The 21391-nt window shown below is 74.3% G+C and carries 17 protein-coding genes and 1 riboswitch; of the genes, 13 read left to right on the top strand and 4 right to left on the bottom strand.

Annotation, left to right across the window (positions count from 1 at the left end):
- Positions 1-53: 53 nt before the first annotated feature.
- Positions 54-800: an ABC transporter ATP-binding protein gene (locus tag AB0C87_RS11315; RefSeq protein WP_345182674.1), complete on the top strand. Its 747-nt coding sequence runs from the start codon at positions 54-56 to the stop codon at positions 798-800.
- On the top strand, positions 800-3226 hold the full coding sequence (locus AB0C87_RS11320; RefSeq protein ID WP_360577249.1) for an FtsX-like permease family protein: 2427 nt from the start codon (positions 800-802) through the stop codon (positions 3224-3226). The genes AB0C87_RS11315 and AB0C87_RS11320 overlap by 1 nt, the downstream gene beginning before the upstream one ends.
- 3 nt (positions 3227-3229) lie before the next feature.
- On the opposite strand, the gene AB0C87_RS11325 is transcribed toward AB0C87_RS11320, so the two are convergent.
- Positions 3230-3979: an SDR family NAD(P)-dependent oxidoreductase gene (locus tag AB0C87_RS11325; protein ID WP_345182672.1), complete on the bottom strand. Its 750-nt coding sequence runs from the start codon at positions 3977-3979 to the stop codon at positions 3230-3232.
- Entirely contained in the window at positions 3979-4674 is a 696-nt protein-coding gene (locus AB0C87_RS11330; protein WP_360577250.1) for an SDR family oxidoreductase, read from the bottom strand. Before AB0C87_RS11330 ends, AB0C87_RS11325 begins: the two co-directional genes overlap by 1 nt.
- Positions 4675-4850: 176 nt before the next feature.
- On the opposite strand from AB0C87_RS11330, the gene AB0C87_RS11335 reads away from it, so the two are divergent.
- From AB0C87_RS11335 to hpnH, 9 genes are all read left to right on the top strand, one after another.
- On the top strand, positions 4851-5894 hold the full coding sequence (locus AB0C87_RS11335) for a PucR family transcriptional regulator (RefSeq protein WP_345182670.1): 1044 nt from the start codon (positions 4851-4853) through the stop codon (positions 5892-5894).
- Positions 5895-6375: 481 nt separating this feature from the next.
- Entirely contained in the window at positions 6376-7179 is an 804-nt protein-coding gene (locus AB0C87_RS11340; RefSeq protein ID WP_345182669.1) for an SAM-dependent methyltransferase, read from the top strand.
- A 139-nt stretch (positions 7180-7318) separates the two neighbouring features.
- Positions 7319-8236 carry a helix-turn-helix transcriptional regulator gene (locus AB0C87_RS11345; protein WP_360350811.1) on the top strand — a complete coding sequence of 306 codons (918 nt, stop codon included), beginning with the start codon at positions 7319-7321 and terminating at the stop codon, positions 8234-8236.
- Positions 8237-8527: 291 nt separating this feature from the next.
- Positions 8528-9394 (top strand): squalene synthase HpnC, encoded by an 867-nt coding sequence (hpnC, locus tag AB0C87_RS11350; protein ID WP_360577251.1) that lies wholly within the window; start codon positions 8528-8530, stop codon positions 9392-9394.
- Positions 9395-10255 carry a presqualene diphosphate synthase HpnD gene (gene hpnD / locus AB0C87_RS11355; RefSeq protein ID WP_360577252.1) on the top strand — a complete coding sequence of 287 codons (861 nt, stop codon included), beginning with the start codon at positions 9395-9397 and terminating at the stop codon, positions 10253-10255.
- Positions 10252-11655, top strand: a complete 1404-nt coding sequence (gene hpnE, locus AB0C87_RS11360) for a hydroxysqualene dehydroxylase HpnE (protein ID WP_360577253.1) — start codon at positions 10252-10254, stop codon at positions 11653-11655. The genes hpnD and hpnE overlap by 4 nt, the downstream gene beginning before the upstream one ends.
- On the top strand, positions 11652-12659 hold the full coding sequence (locus AB0C87_RS11365) for a polyprenyl synthetase family protein (protein ID WP_360577254.1): 1008 nt from the start codon (positions 11652-11654) through the stop codon (positions 12657-12659). Before hpnE ends, AB0C87_RS11365 begins: the two co-directional genes overlap by 4 nt.
- 32 nt (positions 12660-12691) lie before the next feature.
- A complete protein-coding gene (gene shc, locus AB0C87_RS11370) occupies positions 12692-14557 on the top strand; it encodes a squalene--hopene cyclase (RefSeq protein WP_345182665.1) in 1866 nt (621 codons plus the stop codon).
- 61 nt (positions 14558-14618) lie between these two features.
- Positions 14619-15623, top strand: coding sequence for an adenosyl-hopene transferase HpnH (gene hpnH, locus AB0C87_RS11375; protein ID WP_353833587.1), 1005 nt, complete (start codon positions 14619-14621; stop codon positions 15621-15623).
- Positions 15624-15692: 69 nt separating this feature from the next.
- Here the strand turns inward: hpnH and AB0C87_RS11380 are convergent, their stop codons facing one another.
- A complete protein-coding gene (locus AB0C87_RS11380) occupies positions 15693-16445 on the bottom strand; it encodes a hypothetical protein (RefSeq protein ID WP_360577255.1) in 753 nt (250 codons plus the stop codon).
- Between the two features lie 9 nt (positions 16446-16454).
- Positions 16455-16592, bottom strand: a riboswitch (cyclic di-AMP (ydaO/yuaA leader).
- A 343-nt stretch (positions 16593-16935) separates the two neighbouring features.
- Between AB0C87_RS11380 and AB0C87_RS11385 the strand changes: the two genes are divergently transcribed.
- Positions 16936-18411: an MFS transporter gene (locus AB0C87_RS11385; RefSeq protein WP_345182661.1), complete on the top strand. Its 1476-nt coding sequence runs from the start codon at positions 16936-16938 to the stop codon at positions 18409-18411.
- Positions 18412-18632: 221 nt separating this feature from the next.
- Here AB0C87_RS11385 and AB0C87_RS11390 read toward each other — a convergent pair whose 3' ends face one another.
- Entirely contained in the window at positions 18633-19670 is a 1038-nt protein-coding gene (locus tag AB0C87_RS11390; protein WP_360577256.1) for a cobalamin-independent methionine synthase II family protein, read from the bottom strand.
- 134 nt (positions 19671-19804) lie between these two features.
- Between AB0C87_RS11390 and AB0C87_RS11395 the strand changes: the two genes are divergently transcribed.
- Entirely contained in the window at positions 19805-21385 is a 1581-nt protein-coding gene (locus AB0C87_RS11395) for a bis-aminopropyl spermidine synthase family protein (RefSeq protein ID WP_360577257.1), read from the top strand.
- Positions 21386-21391 lie beyond the last annotated feature (6 nt).

A 21391-nucleotide genomic window follows, 5' to 3' on the forward strand; every position in this document is an offset into this window, starting at 1 on the left:
GCCGGTGATCTCCTCTCTGGTGGCCGGAACCGCAGGTCACAAGACTTGTGGGCATGAACGACGCGGTGCGCATGGACGCGGTGAGCCTGAACGCGGTGAGCAAGGTCTACGGACGGGGCAGGGGAGCGGTGGCGGCGCTGCGGGAGGTGACGGCGACCCTCCCGCGGGGCCGGCTCACGGCGGTGATGGGGCCGTCCGGCTCGGGCAAGAGCACGTTCCTGCACTGCGCCGCGGGTCTCGACACGCCCACGTCCGGCACGGTCCGGCTGGGGGACACCGAGCTGTCCTCCATGAACGAGACGAAGCTGACCGAGCTGCGCAGGCGCCGCGTCGGCTTCGTGTTCCAGGCGTTCAACCTGGTGTCGTCCCTGACGGTGGAGCAGAACATCACGCTTCCGCTGCGCCTGTCGCGCACCCGCCCGGACAAGGCGTGGCTCACGGAGGTGGTCGCCCGCGTGGGGCTGGCGGACCGGACCGGGCACCGGCCCGGGCAGCTGTCCGGCGGGCAGCAGCAGCGGGTCGCGATCGCGCGCGCCCTGGTGACGCGCCCGGACGTCGTGTTCGGGGACGAGCCCACGGGCGCGCTCGACACGATGACGGCCCGGGACGTGCTGACGCTGCTGCGCGAGACCGTGGACGGCATGGGCCAGACGGTCGTGATGGTCACGCACGACCCGGTCGCCGCCTCCTACGCCGACACGGTGCTGTTCCTCGCGGACGGACGGATCGTCGACTCGATGGACGCCCCGTCCAGCGACAAGGTCGCCGCCCGCATGACCCGGCTGGGAGCGTGGAAGTGATGTTCGGAATCGTGCTCAGCACGCTGCGCCATCGCAAGGCGGGCTTCGCGGGGGCGTTCGCCGCGCTGCTGTGCGCGGCGGCCCTGATCTGCGCGTGCGGCGTCCTGCTCGACACGGGCCTGCGCGGCTCCGTCGCGCCGGAACGGTACGCGGGGGCGCCGGTCGTCGTCACCGGCGACCAGTCCGTCCACCAGGTGATCGTCAAGAAGAAGGGCAAGCGCAAGCACAAGGCCAAGCCGCTCGCCGAGCGCGTGTGGCTGCCCGCCTCCGTCGCCGCCCGGGTCCGGGCGGCGGACGGCGTCCGGGACGTCGTCACCGAGGTGACGTTCCCCGCCGAGATCGGCGCCCCCGAGGAGGACCGCCCGTCCTGGGGCCACGGGTGGGAGTCCGCCGCGCTCACCCCGTTCACCCTCCGCGAGGGCCGCGCCCCGGCCGCGGACGACGAGATCGTGGTCGACGCCGCCACGGCGCGCGCCCGCCGCCTGCACCCGGGCACGTCGGTGCGGGTCGAGGCCGCCGTCCCCGGCGCCTACCGCGTCGTCGGGGTGACCCGGCAGGCGCTCGCGCACCAGACCGCCGTCTTCTTCTCGACGGCTCAGGCGACCCGCCTGTCCGGCCGCGGCGGCATGGTCACCGCCGTCGGCGCCCGCGGCTCCGCCAGGGCCGTCGAGGACGCCGTGCGCGGCACCGGGGCGACCGTCCACACTGGCGGCGACCGGGGCCGGGCGGAGTTCCTCGGCGCGGAGAAGGCCCGCGTCAAGCTCATCTCCCTGGGCGGCGCCCTCGGCGGGACGGCCCTGCTCGTCGCCGTCCTCGTGGTGTCCGGGACGTTCGCGCTGTCGGTGCGGCAGCGGGAGCGCGAGGTCGCGCTGCTGCGCGCGGTCGCCGCGACGCCGTGGCAGGTCCGCCGGATGATCGGGGGCGAGGCGCTGCTGGTCGGGCTCGTCGCGGGACCGCTCGGCGCGGCGGCCGGCCTGCCGCTGGCGTTCCTGCTGCGGGACGAGTTCCGCGGGCTCGGCGCCCTGCCGCCCAACCTGGACCTCGTCGTCGGCCCGTTCCCGCCGCTCGCCGCCGCGCTCGCCACCGTCCTCGCGGCCGTGGCCGCAGCCCGGATCACCGCCCGCGGCGCGGCCCGGGTCCGGCCCGTCGAGGCCCTCGGCGACGCGGCGACGGGCCGCGCCCGGCTCGGCGCCGTCCGGATCGCGGCCGGGCTGGCCGTCGCGGCCGGGGCCGCCGCCCTGACGGCGCTGCTGGCGCACCTCGACACGGAGGCGGCGTCCAGCCCGGTGACGATGCTGACCGCGATCGTCTGGACCGCGGCCGTCGCGCTCCTCGGCCCCGCCCTCGTCCGGGCCGCGGTCGCCGGGCTCGCCGTCCCGCTCCGGCTCCTGCCGGGCGGCGGGCACCTGGCGGCCGCCAACCTCGCCGCGGCCGCCCGGCGCCTGGCGTCCGTCGTCACCCCGCTGACGCTGATGATCGGGCTGACCTCGACGATCCTGTTCACGCAGACGACGATCGGCCACGCCGCGACACGGCAGGCGCGCGAGGGCACGGTCGCCGCGCACGCCGCCGGCCCCGCGGTCCCGCACGGCACCGCCGAGCGGCTCCGCCGGACGCCCGGTGTGACCGCCGTGACCGAGGTCCTGCACGGCACCGTCCGGGTCGGCCTGGAGAACTACGGCGTCCAGGGCGTCACGCCGGCGGGCCTCGACCGCACCATGGACCTGGACGTCCGGGCCGGGTCGCTCGACCGCCTGGACGCCTCCGGCATCGCGGTCAGCGCCACCGCCGCCCGGCGCCTCGGCGTCCGGCCCGGGGACCGGCTCGCGCTCACCCTCGGGGACGGCACGCCGTTCCGGCCCACCGTGATCGCCGTCTACGGGCGCGGCCTCGGCTTCGGCGACCTCACCGTCGACCGCGACCTGCTGGCCGCCCACGTCGACGACCCCCGCGGCGCGCTGCTGATCGCGGGCGCCCCGCCGCGCGGTCTCCCGGTCGCGGCCCCGGGCGCGCTCGCCGAGGCCCGGACGGCCGGGAACGCCGAGGTCGCCTACGTCGCGATGGGGCTGATCATCGCGTTCACCGCGATCGCCGTGGTGAACACCCTCGCGATGGCCACCGCGGGCCGGGCCCGCGAGTTCGCCGTGCTGCGCCTCGTCGGGACGACCCGGCGCCAGGTCATGGCGATGCTCGGGTGGGAGACGCTGGCCGTCGTCGTGATCGCCGCCGTCCTCGGCACGGCCGTCGCCCTCGCCGCGCTCACCGCGTTCGGCGCGGGCATGACGGACGGCCCCCCGCACGTCCCGCCGCTCGGCCACCTGGGGGTCCTCGCCTGGGGCCTCCTGCTCGCCGCGGCCGCGACCTTCCCGGCCGCCCGCCTCGCCATGGCCTCCCGCCCCGCCGACGCCGTCGGCGCCCGCGAGTGACGGTCAGGCGCGGCAGCGGGTGGTGCCGCCGTTGACGTGGAGGATCTGGCCGACGAGCGTCGGAAGGCGCTCGTCGGCCAGGAACGCGACCGCCGCCGCGATCTCCTCGGGGGTCGCGATCCGGCCGAGTGGCGTCCGGGCGGCGTACCGGGCGCGGATCTCCTCGACGGACACCCCGGCGGCGGTCGCGTCCGCCTCCAGCAGCGGCGTGTCCATCGCGCCCGGCGCGACGGCGTTCACCGCGATGCCGAGCGGGGCGAGTTCGCGGCCGAGCGACTTGGCGAGCGCGACGACGCCCGCCTTGGACGCCGAGTAGGCGCTCGCCTCCGGCCATCCGACCACGCCCCACTCGGACGAGGTCAACACCATCCGGCCGCCGCCGCGCTCGACCATGCCCGGCATCACGGCCTGCGCGCACGCGAACGTCCCGCCGAGGTCGATGTCGACCGTCCGCCACCAGTCGTCGAGGTCCTCCGACCTGGTGAACGGAGCCATCTCCAGCCGACTGGCGCAGGTGACGAGGAGCGCGATCTGCCCGCCCGTACGGCGCTCGACCTCCGCCACCATCGCGGTGACCGCCGCCGGATCGGAGACGTCGGCCGGCGCGGCGATGCCGTTCAGCTCGGCGGCGAGCCCGGCCACGTCCCGCCCGGGACGGTCGTTGAGGACGACCAGGCGGCCGTCGGCCGCGAGCCGGCGCGCCACCGCCTCGCCGAGCCCGCCGGCCGCCCCGGTGATCAGCGCGATCGTCATCAGACCACCGTCCCCGCGTTCGGGGACAGGACCTCGCCGGTGCAGAACGTGCCGTCCTCGATGAGGTAGGCGACGGCGAGCGCGACCTCCTCCGGGGAGGTCAGCCGCCCGGCCGGCACGCCCTGCAGATAGGACGGCCTGCGCCAGGGCGAGTCGTAGGGGAGCATCGGCGTGTCGGTCGGGCCGGGCGCCACCGCGTTCACCCGTACCCCGGACGGTCCGAGCTCCGCCGCCAGCGACCGGACGAACCCGAGCACCGCGCCGGTGGCCGCCGCGTAGTGCGCCTCGGCGCTCGCGCCGCCGACGGCGAGGTGAGAGGTGATCGCCACCATGCTCCCCCGGCCGCGCTCGGCCATTCCCGGCGCGAGGGCGGCGCACATGTTCACCACGCCGCCGAGGTGCACCCGCAGCATCCGCCGCCAGTCGGGCCAGGCGATGTCGGACACCGGGACGATCATGTGATGCCCGGCCGCGCTCACCGCCGCCTCCACCGGGCCGAGCTCCCGCTCGATCCGCCGGACCGCCGCGCGCACCTGCGCGGGTTCCGCCACGTCCACGCTCACCGAGTGGTCGGTGTCCGGGGCCTGGCGCAGGTCGAGGCCCGCCGTCCGCCAGCCGCGTCCCGCCAGCTCGCGCACCAGCGCGGCGCCGACGCCGCCGGCCGCCCCGGTGACCAGCGCGACCCGCCCGTCCATGAGATCACCTCGCAACGCTCCGAAAGCACCAGGCAAACCCGGCATAACCGCTGGTGACAAGCGTCATGGGGATTTCTTGGCCGAACCCACCGCGGCGCGCCCGACCTTTCGTGCACTTGCCCAAAACACGGTCACGGGCGCGGGAGGGCACCCGGGCGGGGTGAGAGGGTGAGGATGTGACCAGCGATTCCACGCTGCCGCACCTGACCGTCCGGCAGCTCCTCGAGGTGCCGCGCTTCCGGCTGCGCCTTGTCGCCGGGCAGGACGGTCTCGACCGCCCGGTCCGCTGGGCGCACTCCACCGAGCTCCTCGACCCCGGCCCCTACCTGCACGGGCACGAGATCGTGCTGACGGTCGGCGCGTCGCTGCGGGACGGGGGCGCGTGCGCCGCGTTCGCCGGTTCGGTCAAAGCAGCCCGCGCGAGCGCCGTCGGCTACGGGATCGGCGACGTGACCGACGCCGTCCCCGAGGAGCTGCGCGACGCCTGCGACCGCGTCGGCCTCCCGCTGCTGGAGGTGCCGCGGGAGGTCCCGTTCCTCGGGTTCACCGAGTGGTTCGCCGAGCGGCTCGCGTCCGTCGGCGACGAGCGGCACGAGCGGGAGGAGACCGGGCGGCTGCTGCGCATGGTGCGCGACGGGCTCGCGTCCGCCGAGGCGCTGCGGCCCCGGATCGACGAGGCCGGGCTCGACCCCGCGTCCTTGCTGGTGATCGCGATGGACGGCGCGGTCGAGGAGGAGCTGCCCGGCGTCCTCGGCCTGGACGACCACACGGCCCTGCTCGTCACCAACGACGCGCACGCCTGGGCCGAGCCCGCCGGCGTCGGCAGCCCCGGCCCGCTGGAGCACCTGCCGGTCTCGCTCACCGAGAGCCTCACCGCCCTGGACACCGCGCGCCGCACCGGCGGGGTCGTGCACGCCGCCGACCTCGCCACCTTCCAGGCCCTCCTCGGCCGCCTCGACCAGGAGCAGCTCGCCCCGTTCGCCGAGCAGATCGCCCGTCCGCTGAGGGAGTACGACGCCGCGCACGGCACCCGCCTCACCGAGACGCTGCGCACCTTCCTGGACATGGGCGGCGCGGTCGGCGCGACGTCGCGGGCCCTGTACCTGCATCCCAACACCCTGCGCCACCGGCTGTCCCGGATCGAGTCGCTGACCGGCCGCGACCCCATGCGGTTCGAGGACCGGGTGGCGCTCGCGATCGCCGTCTGGGCGGGCCGCTGAGGGCCGTCCCCCTGGACGCTCTCAGGCTGGACGAGGCGAATGTCCGAAACGCCGCATTGAAGAAACGTGTGATCAGGTGCGGTGCCGGGTGACGGTTTCTCAAGAATCACCTGATATAGGCGACTATGAGGGTTTGGAGGCTTCGGTCACGGGCGCCGCTCGGTCAAGTAAAATCTTGGAAAAGTGAAAGGTGAATTTCCGCGGTGGTCCGGCCGGTTCATCCTGGCGGCGCGGACACCGATCCGTGTCCCGCCCGTAAGAGATCGATCGGTCCTCCGGGCGGAGGGCGTTCAGCGATCGCTTTCGTCACACCTGGCGCACGCGCCACCCGATTTTCGGGGTTTCCGCCACTCTGTGTATTCATTATCGTCCCGAATCGGTGCGCGGACAGGTCCGAATTTCACTTTTCCGGCCGCCTCTGGGGCGCGGGGTCTAGGTTTGCCGCGAGAGGTGCCCGTACCTGCTGGAAGGAGCGTCAGACATGACGGATACCACCCGGGGCCCGGGAAAGGGATCGGACACCAAGATCAACACAGAGGTGCCGCAGTCGGCGCGGATCTGGAACTACTGGCTCGGGGGGACCGACAACTACGAGGTCGACCGGCTCGCCGGCGACCACTACGTCTCGCTGTACCCGGGCATCGTGGAGATCGCCCGCGCGGGGCGCTACTTCATGGACCGGGCGATCCGGTTCCTCGCCCGCGAGCGGGGGATCCGCCAGTTCATGGACTGCGGGACCGGCCTTCCCACCGTCGACAACACCCACGAGATGGCCCGCCGCGCCGCCCCCGACGCCAAGGTCGTCTACGTCGACAACGACCCACTCGTCCTCGCGCACGCCCGCGCCCTGATGAACGAGGGCCGCACCGCCTACATCGACTGCGACCTGCACGACCCGAAGACGATCATGGACCGGGCCTCGGAGCTGCTGGACCTGTCCCAGCCCGTCGGCCTGATGATCATTGGCGTGCTGGGGCACATCGTCGACCCGGACGAGGCCTACGGCGTCGTCCGCGGGCTGATGGACCCGCTGCCCTCCGGCAGCTACCTCATCCTGCACGACTCCACCGACGAGAACGCGCGGTTCAACGCGGCGCAGCGCGCCTACGACGAGACCGGCGCGATCCCGTTCCGGCTGCGCGACCCCGAGTTCATCCGCGGCTACTTCGACGGCCTGGAGCTGGAGGAACCGGGGCTGGTGACGAGCGGGGCGTGGCGTCCCGAAGTCGGGCCGATCGAGGGCGAGAGCCTGCCGACCAGGTGCGGGGTGGCCCGTAAACCCTGACGCGCCGTGCCGGGAACCGTCTCCGGGGTCCGGGCCGCGTGGCCGGGACGGTAAGTAACATACGGTCTTATCTCCGACGCGGAGCGTGAACTATAGTCGGAGCGGTCGTCCATGCCGTCTTCCGATGAGGAGTCCCCCCTTGGCCTCCGTCACGATCACCGGCAGCAGGAAACCGCCGCCCGGGCGCAGCGCTCCGGCCGGCGCGGTCCCCGCGCAGGGCGACCCGTTCGTCCCGCGCATGCTGCTCGGCAAGCGGCTCCGCGAGCTGCGGGAGGCGGCCGGGCTGCCCCGGCCCGGGGCCGGCCTGGCGATCGGCGCGTCCGAGTCGAAGATCGCCAGGCTGGAGCTGGGCCGCACGGGCGCCAAGGCCGCCGACGTCGCCGGCCTGCTCGACCGCTACGGCGCCGACCCCGGCGAGCGCGCGACCCTGCTCGCCCTGGCCGAGCAGACCGGCGCGCGGCCCTGGTGGCACGGCGACGCCGACATCGTGCCGCGCTGGGTCCGCGACTACCTGAGCGCCGAGCAGGCGGCCAGGCTGGTCCGCACGTTCGAGGCCCAGTTCGTCCCCGGCCTGCTCCAGACCGAGGACTACACCCGCGGCCTGGTCCGCGGCCTGCGCCCCGAGTCCGACGAGGTCGAGCGGCGCGTCGAGTTCCGGATGCGGCGCCAGCGCGTCCTGCGGCGCCGGCCGCGCCCCCTCAACCTCTGGGTCGTGCTCGACGAGGGGGCGCTGTGGCGTCCCGTCTGCGCGCCCGAGACGATGCGGCTGCAGATCAGACACATCATCGAGCAGTGCAGGCGGCCGAACGTCACGATCCAGATCGCGCCCCTCGGCATCTCCGGCCAGGTGGCCGGCGACGGGTCGCTCACGCTCGTCCGGTTCCCGCAGCAGGGCCTCCAGGACATGGTCTATCTGGAGCGTCCCGACAATGCCGTCTACCCGACGCGGCGCGCCGACATCGAGCACCACTGGCACATTTTCAACACGCTGGTCACCGAGGCCGCACCGCCCGAGCAGACGCCCCGGATACTCGCGCGAATCCTCACCACCTACTGAGCCGGCCCCAGCCCGTTCCGTCCGGATCGCCGCCTCCATCCCGCCAGGTAATGATCATCCACAGGTGAATGCGCGATGACCGCCGGTGATCGCCGGACTCTCCGATTCCCTGTTCCCGCCTGACCGCTTCCGGCCTATTTTCATAAAGGACGGAAAATCGGGAGGCTCGGCGCGGCCGATCGGGGACGTACGCGTCATGGGCCCCGTCGATGGCCATGTTTACCGGCCGGCCACCCGGTTAACGGGCATCGATGTACGCCCCCGCGCCGCCACCGCCCCAGGGGGAACGCCATGTCCGTCAGCGAGCGTTTGTGGAACGCCACCGAGGAACGCCGGGCGAGGACCGAACTGCAGTCCGGGGAGAACTTCCCCGTCGCCTCCCGGCTGCTGCCCGCGCGCCACCGCGCGCACCTGCTCAACGTGTACGGGTACGCCCGCCTGGTCGACGACATAGGGGACGAGGCGCCGCCGGGCGAGCGGGCCGGTCTCCTCGACCTCGTCGAGCGCGACCTCGACCGCGTCTACGCGGGGGAGCGGCCGGAACTGCCCGTGCTGCGCGACCTCGCCGCGACGATCGTCGCCCGCCGCATCCCCGCCGAGCCGTTCCGCCGCCTGGTCCGGGCGAACCGCCAGGACCAGGAGGTCACCCGGTACGCGACGTTCGACGACCTCCTCGGCTACTGCGCGCTGTCCGCCGATCCGGTCGGGCACATCGTCCTGCACGTGTTCGGCGCCGCCACGCCGGACCGGCTGCGCCTGTCGGACCGGGTGTGCTCCGCGCTGCAGATCATCGAGCACTGCCAGGACGTCGGCGAGGACCACCGCAACGGGCGCGTCTACCTGCCCGCGGACGACCTGCGGCGGTTCGGGTGCGCCGAGGACGACCTCACCGCCCCGGCGACCCCGACCCGGCTGCGCGGCGTCGTGGCGCTCCAGGCGAGGCGGGCGCGGCGCATGCTCGACGAGGGCGCCGGGCTCACCGGCGGGCTCCGGGGGTTCGCGCGCATCGCCGTCGCCGGATACGTCGCGGGCGGCCTCGCCGCCCTCGACGCGCTGGAGCGCGCCGCCTACGACGTCCTGCCCCGCCCGCCGCGGCCGGGGAAGGTGCGGCTGCTCGCCGAGTGGTCGCGGACCATGGGAAGGAGAAGGGCAGCTTAGATGGACGCTTCCACCGCCTACCGGCACTGCGAGAGCGTCGTGCGCTCCCAGGCGCGCAACTTCTCGTACGGGATCCGGCTGCTTCCCCCGCCCAAACGGCGGGCCCTCAGCGCCGTGTACGCGTTCGCCCGGCGGATCGACGACATCGGCGACGACCACGGCGCGTCCGCGGCGGACCGGCTCGCGAAGCTCGCCGCCGAGCGGGCGCGGCTCGCCGAGCCCGGTGCCCATCCCTCCGACCCGGTGCTGGTCGCGCTGGCCGACGCCGCCCGCCGCCACGCGATCCCCCTCGACGCGTTCGGCGAGCTGATCGACGGCTGCGAGGCCGACGTGCGCGGCGAGACCTACGACACCTTCGACGACCTCCTCTGGTACTGCCGCTGCGTCGCCGGGGCCGTCGGCCGCCTGTCGCTCGGCGTGTTCGGGACGGCCGACCCCGCCGCGGCCGTGCCGCGCGCCGACGCGCTCGGCGTCGCGCTCCAGCTGACGAACATCCTCCGCGACGTCCGGGAGGACGGGGCGAACGGCCGCGTCTACCTCCCCGCCAAGGACCTCGCCCGGTTCGGGTGCACCCTGGAGCGCGACGAGGCGGGCCGGACGACCGACGACCCCGACCGGCTGGCGGGCCTCGTCCGCTTCGAGGCGGACCGGGCGGGGCGGTGGTACGCCGACGGCCTGAAGCTGCTGCCCATGCTCGACCGGCGCAGCGCCGCGTGCGCGGGTGCGATGGCGGGCATCTACCGGCACCTGCTGCGGCGTATCACGGCCGACCCGCTGACCGCGCTGGAGACGCGGACGTCCCTGCCCGCCTGGGAGAAGGCGACCGTGTCCGCCATGGCGATGGCCGGGATCCACCGGTGAGCGCCCGCGACGGCGCCCCGCCGGAGGTCGCGATCGTCGGCGGCGGGCTCGCCGGGGTCACCACCGCGCTGGCGCTCCAGGAGACGGGGGTGCGCGCGACGATCTACGAGGCGCGTCCCCGGCTCGGCGGCGCCACCCACTCGTTCTCGCGGGACGGGCTGACGGTCGACAACGGGCAGCACATCTTCCTGAAGTGCTGCTCGGCGTACCGGGGCCTGCTCGCACGGCTGGACGCCCAGGACCGCGTCCGCGTCCAGGACCGCTTCGACGTCCGCGTCCTGACCCCGGACGGCCGCGCCGGACGGCTCCGCCGTGCGGTGTCCACTGCACGGCTCCGCCGTGTGAAGGCCCCCGGCCCCCTGCACCTGCTGCCCGCGCTCGCCGGGTACCGGCTGCTTTCGCCGGCCGACCGGCTGCGGGCGGTCGGCGCGTCGCTGGCGCTCGACCGCCTCGACCTCTCCGACCCGTCGCACGAGCGGATCAGCATGGGCACCTGGCTCGCCGAGCACGGGCAGGGGCCCTGGGCGCGCGAGGCGCTCTGGGAGCTGTTCGTCACGGCCGCGCTCAACGCCCGGCTGGACGGCGCCGCGCTCGGCCCCGCCGCGTTCGTGTGCCGGACCGCGCTCCTCGGCCGCCCGGACGCCGCCGACATCGGCGTGCCGGCGGTCCCGCTCGGCGACCTGCACGGCGCGCTCCCGGCGGCCAGGATCGAGCGGGACGGCGGCCGGATCCACCTGAACGCGAAGGTGACGGCGATCGACGCCGGTCCGAAGCTCGTCGTGAACGGCGCCCCGGTCGGCGCCGACGCCGTCGTGGTCGCCGTGCCCCACCGGGCGGCGGCCGCGCTCGTCCCCGAGGAGGCGGCCCCCGGCCGGGCGCGCTGGGCCGGCCTCGGCTCCAGCCCGATCGTCAACGTCCACGTCGTCTACGACCGTCCCGTCCTGCGGGTCGACGGCGCCGACCCGCCGTTCGCCGCGGCGGTCGGCTCGCCCGTCCAGTGGGTGTTCGACCGCACCGCGGTCAGCGGCCTCACCGGCGGCGGCCAGTACCTGGCGGTCTCGGTCTCGGCGGCCGACCGCTGGATCGACACGCCCACCGCCGCGCTGCGCGCGGTCTACCTCGCCGAGATGGAGCGGCTGTTCCCGGCCGCGCGGCGCGCCCGCGTCACCGACTTCTTCGTGACGCGGGAGCGGCACGCGACGTTCCGCCAGAGCCCCGGCAGCGAGGCGCTGCGCCCCGCGTCCGCGACCCGGCTGCCGTGGCTGTTCCTCGCCGGCGCGTGGACGGACACGGGCTGGCCGGACACGATGGAGGGAGCCGTGCGCAGCGGCCTGACCGCGGCCCGGCTCGTCCGCCGCCACCTGCGCCGGACGGCCCCGGACGGGGTGAGCGGCCGATGACCGTCCCGACCTCGATCACCGGCGGGCGCGCCCTGGTCGACCAGGCCATGCGCGCGTCCGCGGAGCGGCTCGACCCGTGGACCCGCCGCGTCGTCGCCTACCACCTCGGCTGGATCGACGAGAACGGGGAGCCCGCCGCCGCGGGCGGCAAGGCGCTGCGCCCCGCGCTGGCGCTGCTGTCCGCGCGGGCCGCCGGCGCGTCCGAGGAGACGGCGCTGCCCGGCGCCGTCGCCGTCGAGTTCGTGCACGCGTTCTCGCTGCTGCACGACGACATCATGGACGGCGACCGGACCCGGCGGCACCGCCCCGCCGCCTGGACGGTGTTCGGCCCGTCCGCCGCCATCCTCGGCGGCGACGCGCTGATGGCGCTGTCGGAGAACCTGCTCCTGGACCAGCAGACGCGCGGCGCCCACTGGGCGGCGCGCGCGCTGACCGCCGCCACGCAGCGGCTCATCGCGGGCCAGGCGCTCGACATCGGGTTCGAGCAGCGCGACGACGTCACCCTCGACGAGTGCCTGGCGATGGCGGCCGACAAGACGGGCGCCCTGCTCGCCTGCGCGTGCTCGATCGGGGCGATGCTGGCCGAGGGCCCCGCCCGGCTCGTCACCCACCTGACCGGCTTCGGCGCCGAGATGGGCCTCGCGTTCCAGCTCGTCGACGACCTGCTCGGCATCTGGGGCAGCCCGGACGCGACCGGCAAGCCCGTCCTGGCCGACCTGCGGGCGCGCAAGAAGTCGCTCCCGGTGGTGTACGCGCTGAACGCCGGGCGCCCCGAGTCGCGGCGGCTCGCCGCGCTGTACGCCGACCCCGGGCCGCCGTCCGAGGACGCCCTGCGGGAGACGGCCCGGCTCGTCGAGGCGGCGGGCGGGCGCGACTGGGCCTCCGCCGAGGCCGACCGCCGCGTCGCCGCCGCCGGGCGCCACCTCGACGAGTCCGGCATGGAAGGCGCCGTGGCCGCCGAGTTCCGCGACATCGCCCTGTTCGTCACCTCCCGGGACCACTGACCCCGCCGCGCCGGCGAGAAGGGAAGCGCTGCATGACCACCACCGACGTGTCCGGACTCACCGGCGCGGCCGCCGCCGCCGTCGACGCCGCCCGCGACCGCCTGATCGGCCTCCAGTCGCCCGAGGGCTGGTGGAAGGCCGAGCTGGAGACCAACGTGACCATGGACGCCGAGGACCTGCTGCTCCGCCAGTTCCTCGGCATCCGCTCCGACGCCGACACCAAGGACGCGGCGCGCTGGATCCGCTCCCGGCAGCGCGACGACGGCACGTGGGCGAACTTCCACGGCGGCCCGGCCGACCTGTCCACCACGATCGAGGCGTACGTCGCGCTGAGGTTCGCCGGGGACCCGGTGGACGCCGCGCACATGCGCGAGGCCGCGGCCTACGTGCGGGAGGCGGGCGGCATCGAGGGCAGCCGCGTCTTCACCCGCGTCTGGCTGGCGCTGTTCGGCCAGTGGTCCTGGGACGACCTGCCGGTCATGCCGCCCGAGCTGATGTACCTGCCGAGCCGCGTCCCCCTGAACGTCTACGACTGGGCGTGCTGGGCACGGCAGACGATCGTCCCGCTGACGATCCTCGGGTCGCTGCGCCCGGTCCGGGCCCTGCCGTTCGACCTGCCCGAACTGCGCCGCGGCGTGATGCCGGCCCGGGAGGCCCGCGGCTGGGGGGCGGCGTTCAACGCCCTCGACCGCGTCCTGCACGTGTACGAGAGGCGGCCGGTGCGCCCGCTGCGCCGGGCGGCGCTGCGCCGGGCCGCCGACTGGATCGTCGCCAGGCAGGAGGCCGACGGCTGCTGGGGCGGGATCCAGCCGCCGTGGGTGTACTCGCTGATGGCGCTGCACGAGCTCGGCTACGGCCTCGACCATCCGGTCATCAGGCGCGGCCTCGACGGGCTCGAACGCTTCACGATCCGCGACGGGAAGGGACGCCGCCTTGAGGCGTGCCAGTCACCCGTCTGGGACACGGTCCTCGCCGTGAACGCGCTCGCCGACGCGGGGGTGGCCGCCGACCACCCGTCCCTGCTGCGGGCCGCCGAATGGATCGTCGGCGAGGAGGTCCGCGGGCCGGGGGACTGGGCGGTGAAGCGGCCGGACGTCCCGCCGGGCGGCTGGGCGTTCGAGTTCGACAACGACGTCTACCCCGACACCGACGACACCGCCGAGGCGATCCTGGCGCTGCGCCGGGCCGCCTTACCGGCGGCGGAGGAGCCGATCAGGCGGGCCGTCCGCTGGCTGGAGGGGATGGCCTCGCGCGACGGCGGCTTCGGCGCCTTCGACGCCGACAACACCCGCGAGCTGTGCACGAAGCTGCCCTTCTGCGACTTCGGCGCCGTCATCGACCCGCCGTCCGCCGACGTCACCGCCCACGTCGTTGAGGCGCTGTCCAAGGAGGGCCTCGCGGAGTCGGCCGTGGTCAGGCGCGCCGTCGTGTGGCTGCTCCGGGCGCAGGAGGCGGACGGCTCGTGGTTCGGGCGCTGGGGGGCGAACCACGTCTACGGCACGGGAAGCGTGGTGCCCGCGCTCGTCGCGGCCGGGGTGCGTCCCGGCAAGCCCGCGATCCGGCGCGCCGTGGTCTGGCTGGAGGACCACCAGAACCCCGACGGCGGCTGGGGCGAGGACCTGCGCTCCTACGACGACCCCGCGTGGATCGGGCGGGGCGAGTCCACCCCGTCGCAGACGGCCTGGGCACTGCTGGCGCTGCTCGCCGCGGGCGAGCGCACCCCTGCCGTGGAGGCCGGCGTGCGGTGGCTCGTCGACCACCAGCGCCCGGACGGCAACTGGGACGAGGAGCAGTTCACCGGCACCGGCTTCCCCGGCGACTTCTACATCAACTACCACCTGTACCGCCTGGTCTTCCCCCTGAGCGCCCTCGGCCGCTACCTGGAGGGCGCGGCATGAGGCGGGGGCGCGGACCGGGCGGGACCGCCGAGTTCACCCTGCACGAGGAGGTCCCGACACCATGAGCATGCCGCTCCGCCAGAGCCTTCGCATCGGAAGCTACATCCTCCGCAACAAGCTGCGCGGCCGGGAGAAGTTCCCGCTCATCGTCGAGCTGGAGCCCCTGTTCGCCTGCAACCTCGCCTGCGCCGGCTGCGGGAAGATCCAGCACCCGCACGACGTGCTGAGGAAGCGGATGCCGGTCGAGCAGGCCCTCGCCGCGATCGAGGAGTGCGGCGCGCCGATGGTCTCCATCGCGGGCGGCGAGCCGCTGATGCACCCGCAGATCGACGAGCTGGTGAACGAGCTCGTCCGCCGCAGGAAGTACGTCTTCCTGTGCACGAACGCGCTGCTCATCCCCAAGAAGATCGACAAGTTCGCGCCCTCGCCGTACTTCGCGTGGGCGGTGCACATCGACGGGCTGCGGGAACGCCACGACGCGTCCGTGTGCAAGGAGGGCGTCTTCGACGACGCCGTCGCGGCCGTCAGGGAGTGCAAGCGGCGGGGGTTCCGCGTCACCACCAACACGACGATCTTCAACACGGACACGCCGCAGACCGTCATCGACGTCATGAACTACCTCAACGACGACCTCCGGGTCGACGAGATGATGATCTCGCCGGGCTACGCCTACGACAAGGCGCCCGACCAGGACCACTTCCTCGGCGTCCAGGAGACGCGGGAGCTGTTCCGCAAGGCGTTCGGGGACGGCAACCGCAAGCGGTGGCGCTTCAACCACTCGCCCCTGTTCCTGGACTTCCTGGAAGGCAAGGTCGACTTCCCCTGCACGGCCTGGGCGATCCCGTCCTACTCCCTCTTCGGCTGGCAGCGTCCCTGCTACCTGATGTCGGACGGCTACGCGCAGACCTACCAGGAACTCCTGGACGAGACCGACTGGGACTCCTACGGAAGGGGACGCGACTCCCGCTGCGCCAACTGCATGGCCCACTGCGGCTACGAACCCACGGCCGTCTTCTCGACCCTCGGCTCCCTGAAGGAGTCCTTGCGGGCCGTCCGCTCGGTCTGACCCCTCTCTCTCCAAGCCCGTTCCGCCCGGCACCGGCGTCCCGCCGATGCCGGGCGTCTTCAGGGACGCCTACGTGAGGGACGTCGGCCGGTACGCCTTGTACTCGTCGCCCGAGGAGAGCCCGTAGTCGAGCTCGCGGTGGTCGGTTCCGTACCGGCCGCGCTGCTCGTAGGCCCAGTACGACGAGTGCTCCTTGTCGGCCCACTTCTCGAAGATGACGACGTGCCGGGTGGTGTTGCTGCCGAGGGCGTCCATGACGAGGTCGCCCTTCTTCAGCTCGGACATCGCGATTCGCTCGGTGTACCGCGACGCGGTGAGGCCGACGGTGTTCGTCCCGGGCTTGGGCAGCCCCAGCGCCATGGACACGTATCCCGAGCAGTCGGTGCGGTAGCCGTTGTGCGTGCTGGTCTGGCTGTAGGGGACCCGTCGGCCGGTGTGCGGATGCCAGGTCCTGGCCCGCGCGATGACCTTGGACCGCGCGTCCGACTTCGGCGCGGCGGCCTGCTTCCGCGGCTCGGCCTTCGCCGACGACTCGGTCTTCGCCGAGGGCTCGGCCTTCGCCGAGGGCTCGGCCTTCGCTGGGGCCTTGAACTCCTTCTGGACCTGGGCCTGCGCTCTGACCTGCTCCCGCGGCGCCGCCTGCCGCGGCGCGGTCCGCTGCTGCGGCACGGTCTGGACGGCGGCGACGGTTTCGGTGGACGCGTGCTGCAGGGTCGTCGGCATGGCCGCCGTCGCGCCGAAGACGGCGAGGCCCGTCAGCGTGACGGTGACCCAGGGGCCGGGCCGCAGAACGCGCGGCCGGTCGAGGTGCTTGCCTTTCAAGGGGGGCTCCTTGCTTCCATGTGCCGCCTACCGGGTTAGCTGACGGGTTCGGACGTGGAAGTCGCCCTACGGCCTGACAGGCCGATTCACCCCAGTTCGGGTTGGGTCCCCGGCTCCGCGCCACGGCGGACTCGGCGGGTGCCGCTGAGAGACAGCGGCGCTGACGATGTGGGGCCCGATCGATGAGGGATCTCGGGCCTTGTCGCGCGGGGACGGCACCCCGCCCCACCGCGCTCGGAAACCCCACGGTGGGACAAAACGCCTGGAAGGCGTCTTGAAGGGGCAAAGCTACTGAAATCACCAAGAGACGGCAAGGTCGCGGGCGATGATTCCGCAGCTCAGTGCCGTGCCGACCCGGCACCCCGGCCGTCGCCTGCCGCCGTTGTGGGCGTGCCGGGGAGGCGATCCGGGCCCGATGCGCCTCTAGACGGAGGAGAAACCTCCAGTTAATATCCGGAGGAGAACCCTTCACTTAGAGGAGGTGGGTTCCATGACCGCCATCCCGGCGCGCACCGCGTCCGGTCCGTCCGCGGCCGTCCCGAACCGGCGCTGGGCGGCGCTGGTCGTCATCGCCGTCGCGCAGCTGATGATCGCGCTCGACGCCACCATCGTGAACATCGCGCTGCCGACGGCCCAGCACGCGCTCGGCTTCGGCGACGCCGACCGGCAGTGGGTGATCACCGCGTACACCCTGTCCTTCGCCGGGCTGCTCCTGCTCGGCGGCCGGATCGCCGACCTGGTCGGGCGGCGCCGCAGCTTCCTGGCCGGGCTGGCCGGGTTCGCCGTCGCCTCGATGATCGCCGGGGCCGCGCCCGGCTTCGGGGTCCTCGTGGTCGGGCGCGCCCTGCAGGGGGCGTTCGCCGCGCTGCTCGCGCCCACCGCCCTGTCGCTGCTGGCGGTGACGTTCACCGAGCCCAGGGAGCGCGCGAAGGCGTTCGGCGTCTACGGCGCCGTGGCGAGCAGCGGCGCGGCGGTCGGGCTGCTGCTCGGCGGCGCGCTGACCCAGTACGCCGACTGGCGCTGGTGCCTCTACGTCAACGTCGCCATCGCCGCGGCCGCGTCGGTGGCGGGACGGATCGTCCTTCCCGCGCCGCCGGCGTTCCCCGGGGCGCGCGTCGACTGGATCTCCGCCGTCCTCGTCACCGGCGGCCTGGCGGCCGTCGTGTACGGCGCGGGCGAGGCCGCCCCGCACGGCTGGGACGCCTGGCGGACCACCGCGCCGCTCGCGGTCGGCGGCCTGGCGCTCGCCCTGTTCGCCGTGCGCCAGGCCAGGCACGCCGCGCCGCTGCTGCCGCTGCGGATCCTCGCCGACCGGGGCCGGGCCGGCGCCTACCTCGCGGTGGCCACCGCGGTCGTCGGCGCCTTCGGGGTCTTCCTCACGCTCACCTACTACCTCCAGGTGGTCGCGCACTTCTCCCCGATGCGCACCGGGCTGGCGTTCCTGCCGATGGCCGTCGCGAACTCCGCGAGCGGCTACCTCGTCGGCGCCCGGCTCACCCGGCGGGTGCCCGCCCGGCTGCTGATCTCCGCCGGCCTGCTCATCGCCGCGGCCGGGCTGGCCGCCCTGACCCGGCTCGACGCGGGCAGCGGCTACGCCACCGCCGTCGTCCCGGTCGAGGTCCTGCTCGGGATCGGCATGGGCGCCGTGTTCCCGCCGGCGTTCTCACTGGCGACCGCGGGCGTCTCCCCGCGCGAGGCCGGGGTCGCCGCCGCGGTCGTCAACGCCGCGTCGCAGATGGGCGGTTCGATCGGAACCGCCGTCGTCAACACCGTCGCGATCGGCGCGACCGCGGGCTACCTGCGCGAGCACGGTCCGGCCGCCTCGCGGGCGGGGGCCCTCGTGCACGGCTACACCACCGGGGCGACCGTCTCGGCGCTGGCCCTGACCGCCGTGGCCGTCGTGGTGATGCTCCTCATCCGGACCCCGCCCTCCTCGGACGCGACCACCGACCACACCTCCCGGTGACCGCGATGGCCGACCACCGGGCCGGAACGGCCGGGTCGGCGTCGGGGAGGCCGGTGCACGTGGTGAGCCGTCCACGCGCCGCCCGGACGCGGCGCTTGGAGGTGGACGGGCCGCCCCACCCCCGCACCGCCGTCAGCGGACCAGGCCGTCTGCGGCGGCGGCCGCGGGCGTGCCATCGGGTCCGAGGGTGCGAGGGTGTGGCGGCGGAGACGGGCGGCGGGTCAGACGCCGAGTTCGGCGGCGGCGAGGGCGGTGCCCTCCACGCGGGCGGCGATCTTCGCGAAGGCCGTGTCGCGGGACGTGGAGGTGTCGTCGGCGAACGGTGAGAACCCGCAGTCGTCGCAGGTGCCGAGGCGGTCGACGGGGAGGTGGCGGGCCGCGGCGAGGACGCGGTCGCGGATCTCCTCGGGCGTCTCGACGCGGGGGTCGATGGGGTCGACGACGCCGACGAAGACGCGGGCGTCGGCGGGCAGGTGCGCGGCGACGATGGCCAGGATCCGGTCGGGGTCGGGCTCGCTGGCCAGCTGGAGGTAGAAGTTGCCGGCCCTGAGCTGGAACAGCTTGGGCAGCAGCCCCGCGTAGTCGACGTCGAGGCTGTGGGTGGAGTCGAGGTCGCCGCCCGGGCACACGTGCACGCCGATCCGGGCGCGCTCGTCGGCGGAGAACCGCTCCAGGACCCGGTTGTTGAGCGCGATGAAGGCGTCCAGCACGCCGCCGCTGGGGTCGAGCTTGAGCGACAGCCGCCCCTCGGTGAAGTCGAGCTGCACCACGTGGGCGCCCGCGTCCAGGCAGGAGCGGATGTCGGCCTCGGCCTCGCTGACCAGGTCGTCGAGGAACATCTCGCGCGGGTAGCCGTCGATGCCGTCGGCCGGGTACAGCAGGCTCAGCGCCGAGGGGGCGATCACGGCCTGCTTGACCGGCGCGGTCGCGTGGCGCTGGGCGGCGCGCAGGTAGTCGACGGCGTGGCCGGTGTAGCGGAACGGGCCCGCCGTCAGCCGCGGGAGCTGCCGCTGGTGCCCGTCGGCGAACGGGATCACCGCGCCGTCGGGGGCCAGGTCGGCCAGGCCCGTGATCGGGTAGGTGGCGAAACTCGGCTTGGACTGCTCACCGTCGGTCACCACCGGTGAGCCGAGCTCCTCCAGCCGGCGGAGGGTCTCGCGCACGGCGCGGTCCTGGGCGGCGGCCAGGTCGGACGGCGAGGCGGTGAGCAGTTCCTGGGGACGCGGGATGCTGCCGATGGGCTCTGTGGGGAGGGGCATACTCCGAGGCTACGCTACTGAAAGTAGCGAGAGAAGCGCTCATCGTGACCAGAGGTGGCCGTGTGAATCTTCGGCGACCTCGGGGCGTCCCCGCGGCGAATCCCCGCGGACCCGCGCGCCGATAGCATGCGCGGATGGCTGATGGGGGAGTGCCGATCGCGGCGGACATGGATCCCCGGCGGATCCACGCCGCGCTGAGCCTGCTGGCGGACCGGCGCTGGCGGACGCTCGGCGAGCTGGTCCGGGAGACGGGCGCGCCGCGGCGCTCGGTGGAGTCGCTGCTGGCCGGGCTCTCGCTGGAGCACGCCGGCGGCGACCGGTTCCGCCTCACCCCGGAGCAGGGCGCCGAGATCGCCGAGTCCCTGCGCACCGGGTACCGTCCGCTCGACCCGGCCGACCCCGTCGGGCACCTGCTCCCCGAGTACGCCGCCGTGGTGGAGCGCGTGGCCGGGCTGATCGAGCGGGCGCCGCGGGCGAGGCACGTCCTCGACCATGTCTCGGCCACGCCGGAGACGGTCGTGCGGCGGGCGCTGCTGCTGGGGGCGCGGTTCTGGCTGCCGGGCACGCGCCTGCTGTGCGTCGGGGACCACGATCTGACCTCGCTGGCCGTCGGGCTCGTCCATCCGGGCGTGCAGACCACCGTCGTGGACGTCGACGAGCGGATCCTGGCCTACATCGACGCATGCGCCGCCGACCTGGGGCTTGACGTGCGCACCCGCTGGGCCGACCTGAGGCTGGGGCTGCCCGCGTCGGCCGTCGAGTACGCGGATCTGGCGGTGACCGATCCTCCGTACACGCCGGAAGGCGTCGGGCTGTTCGTGGCCCGGGCGGTGCAGGGGCTGCGGGACCAGGGGCAGGGGCGCGTCCTGCTGGCCTACGGGGCGAGCGACCGCACTCCGATGCTCGCGCTGAAGGTCCAGCAGGCGCTGCAGGAGCTGAACCTGGTGAGCGAGGCCGTCTACCCGGACTTCAACAGCTATTTCGGCGCGGAGGCGATCGGTTCGCGCGCCGACCTGTACGTCCTGCGGCCGACCGGCAAGAGCCTGCCGGCCGCCGGGGCCCGCGCCGACCGGTTCGCCACCGCCATCTACACCCAGGGGCCCCAGGCCGTCGAAGCCAGGACGGCGGTGCTGGCGTCGCCCGACGACGTCGCCGACCTGCGGCCGGACGTCCTGGTCGGTGACTGGCCCAAGCAGGTGCTTCCGCAGGTGCCGCGGGTGCGGCTGACGACGTGGCTGGCCAAGCCGTACGCCGCGCGGGTGCGGCGCGCGGCCGTCGCGCTGCCCCCGGGGCTGGAGGGTGCGCTGGTCCGCGTGCTGCTGGCCACGCGCGCCGAGCAGGTCCGGGTGTTCCTTGCAGAACCCCCCGGCGACCTGGCGGACGAGGCCGCGTCGCTGGCTCCCGTGTACGAGTTGACCCGGCGCGGCTCGACCGTGGAGGCGGTGCGCACCCCGTCCGGCACGGACGACCGGGCGCGGCGGATCGTGCGCGCCGTCATGGACCGGGCGCACGGGAAGGTCGCCAACGTCTGGCGCGACGCCCTGATCGACGCGCACGCGGGCCTCACCAAGCGGCAGGCCCGCACGGTCGTGGCCGACGCCGCCCCGTGGGCGCTGGACGTCACCCCGCTCGAACTGCCGCTCCACCGCCTGCGCGAATTGCCCACCGCCGTCAGCGCCTCCCTGGACCTCGTCCCCCCGTCACCGGCCGGCTAGAACCGC

It is taken from the genome of Actinomadura sp. NPDC048021, from assembly GCF_040653135.1.
GTDB classification, from domain to species: Bacteria; Actinomycetota; Actinomycetes; order Streptosporangiales; family Streptosporangiaceae; genus Spirillospora; species Spirillospora verrucosospora.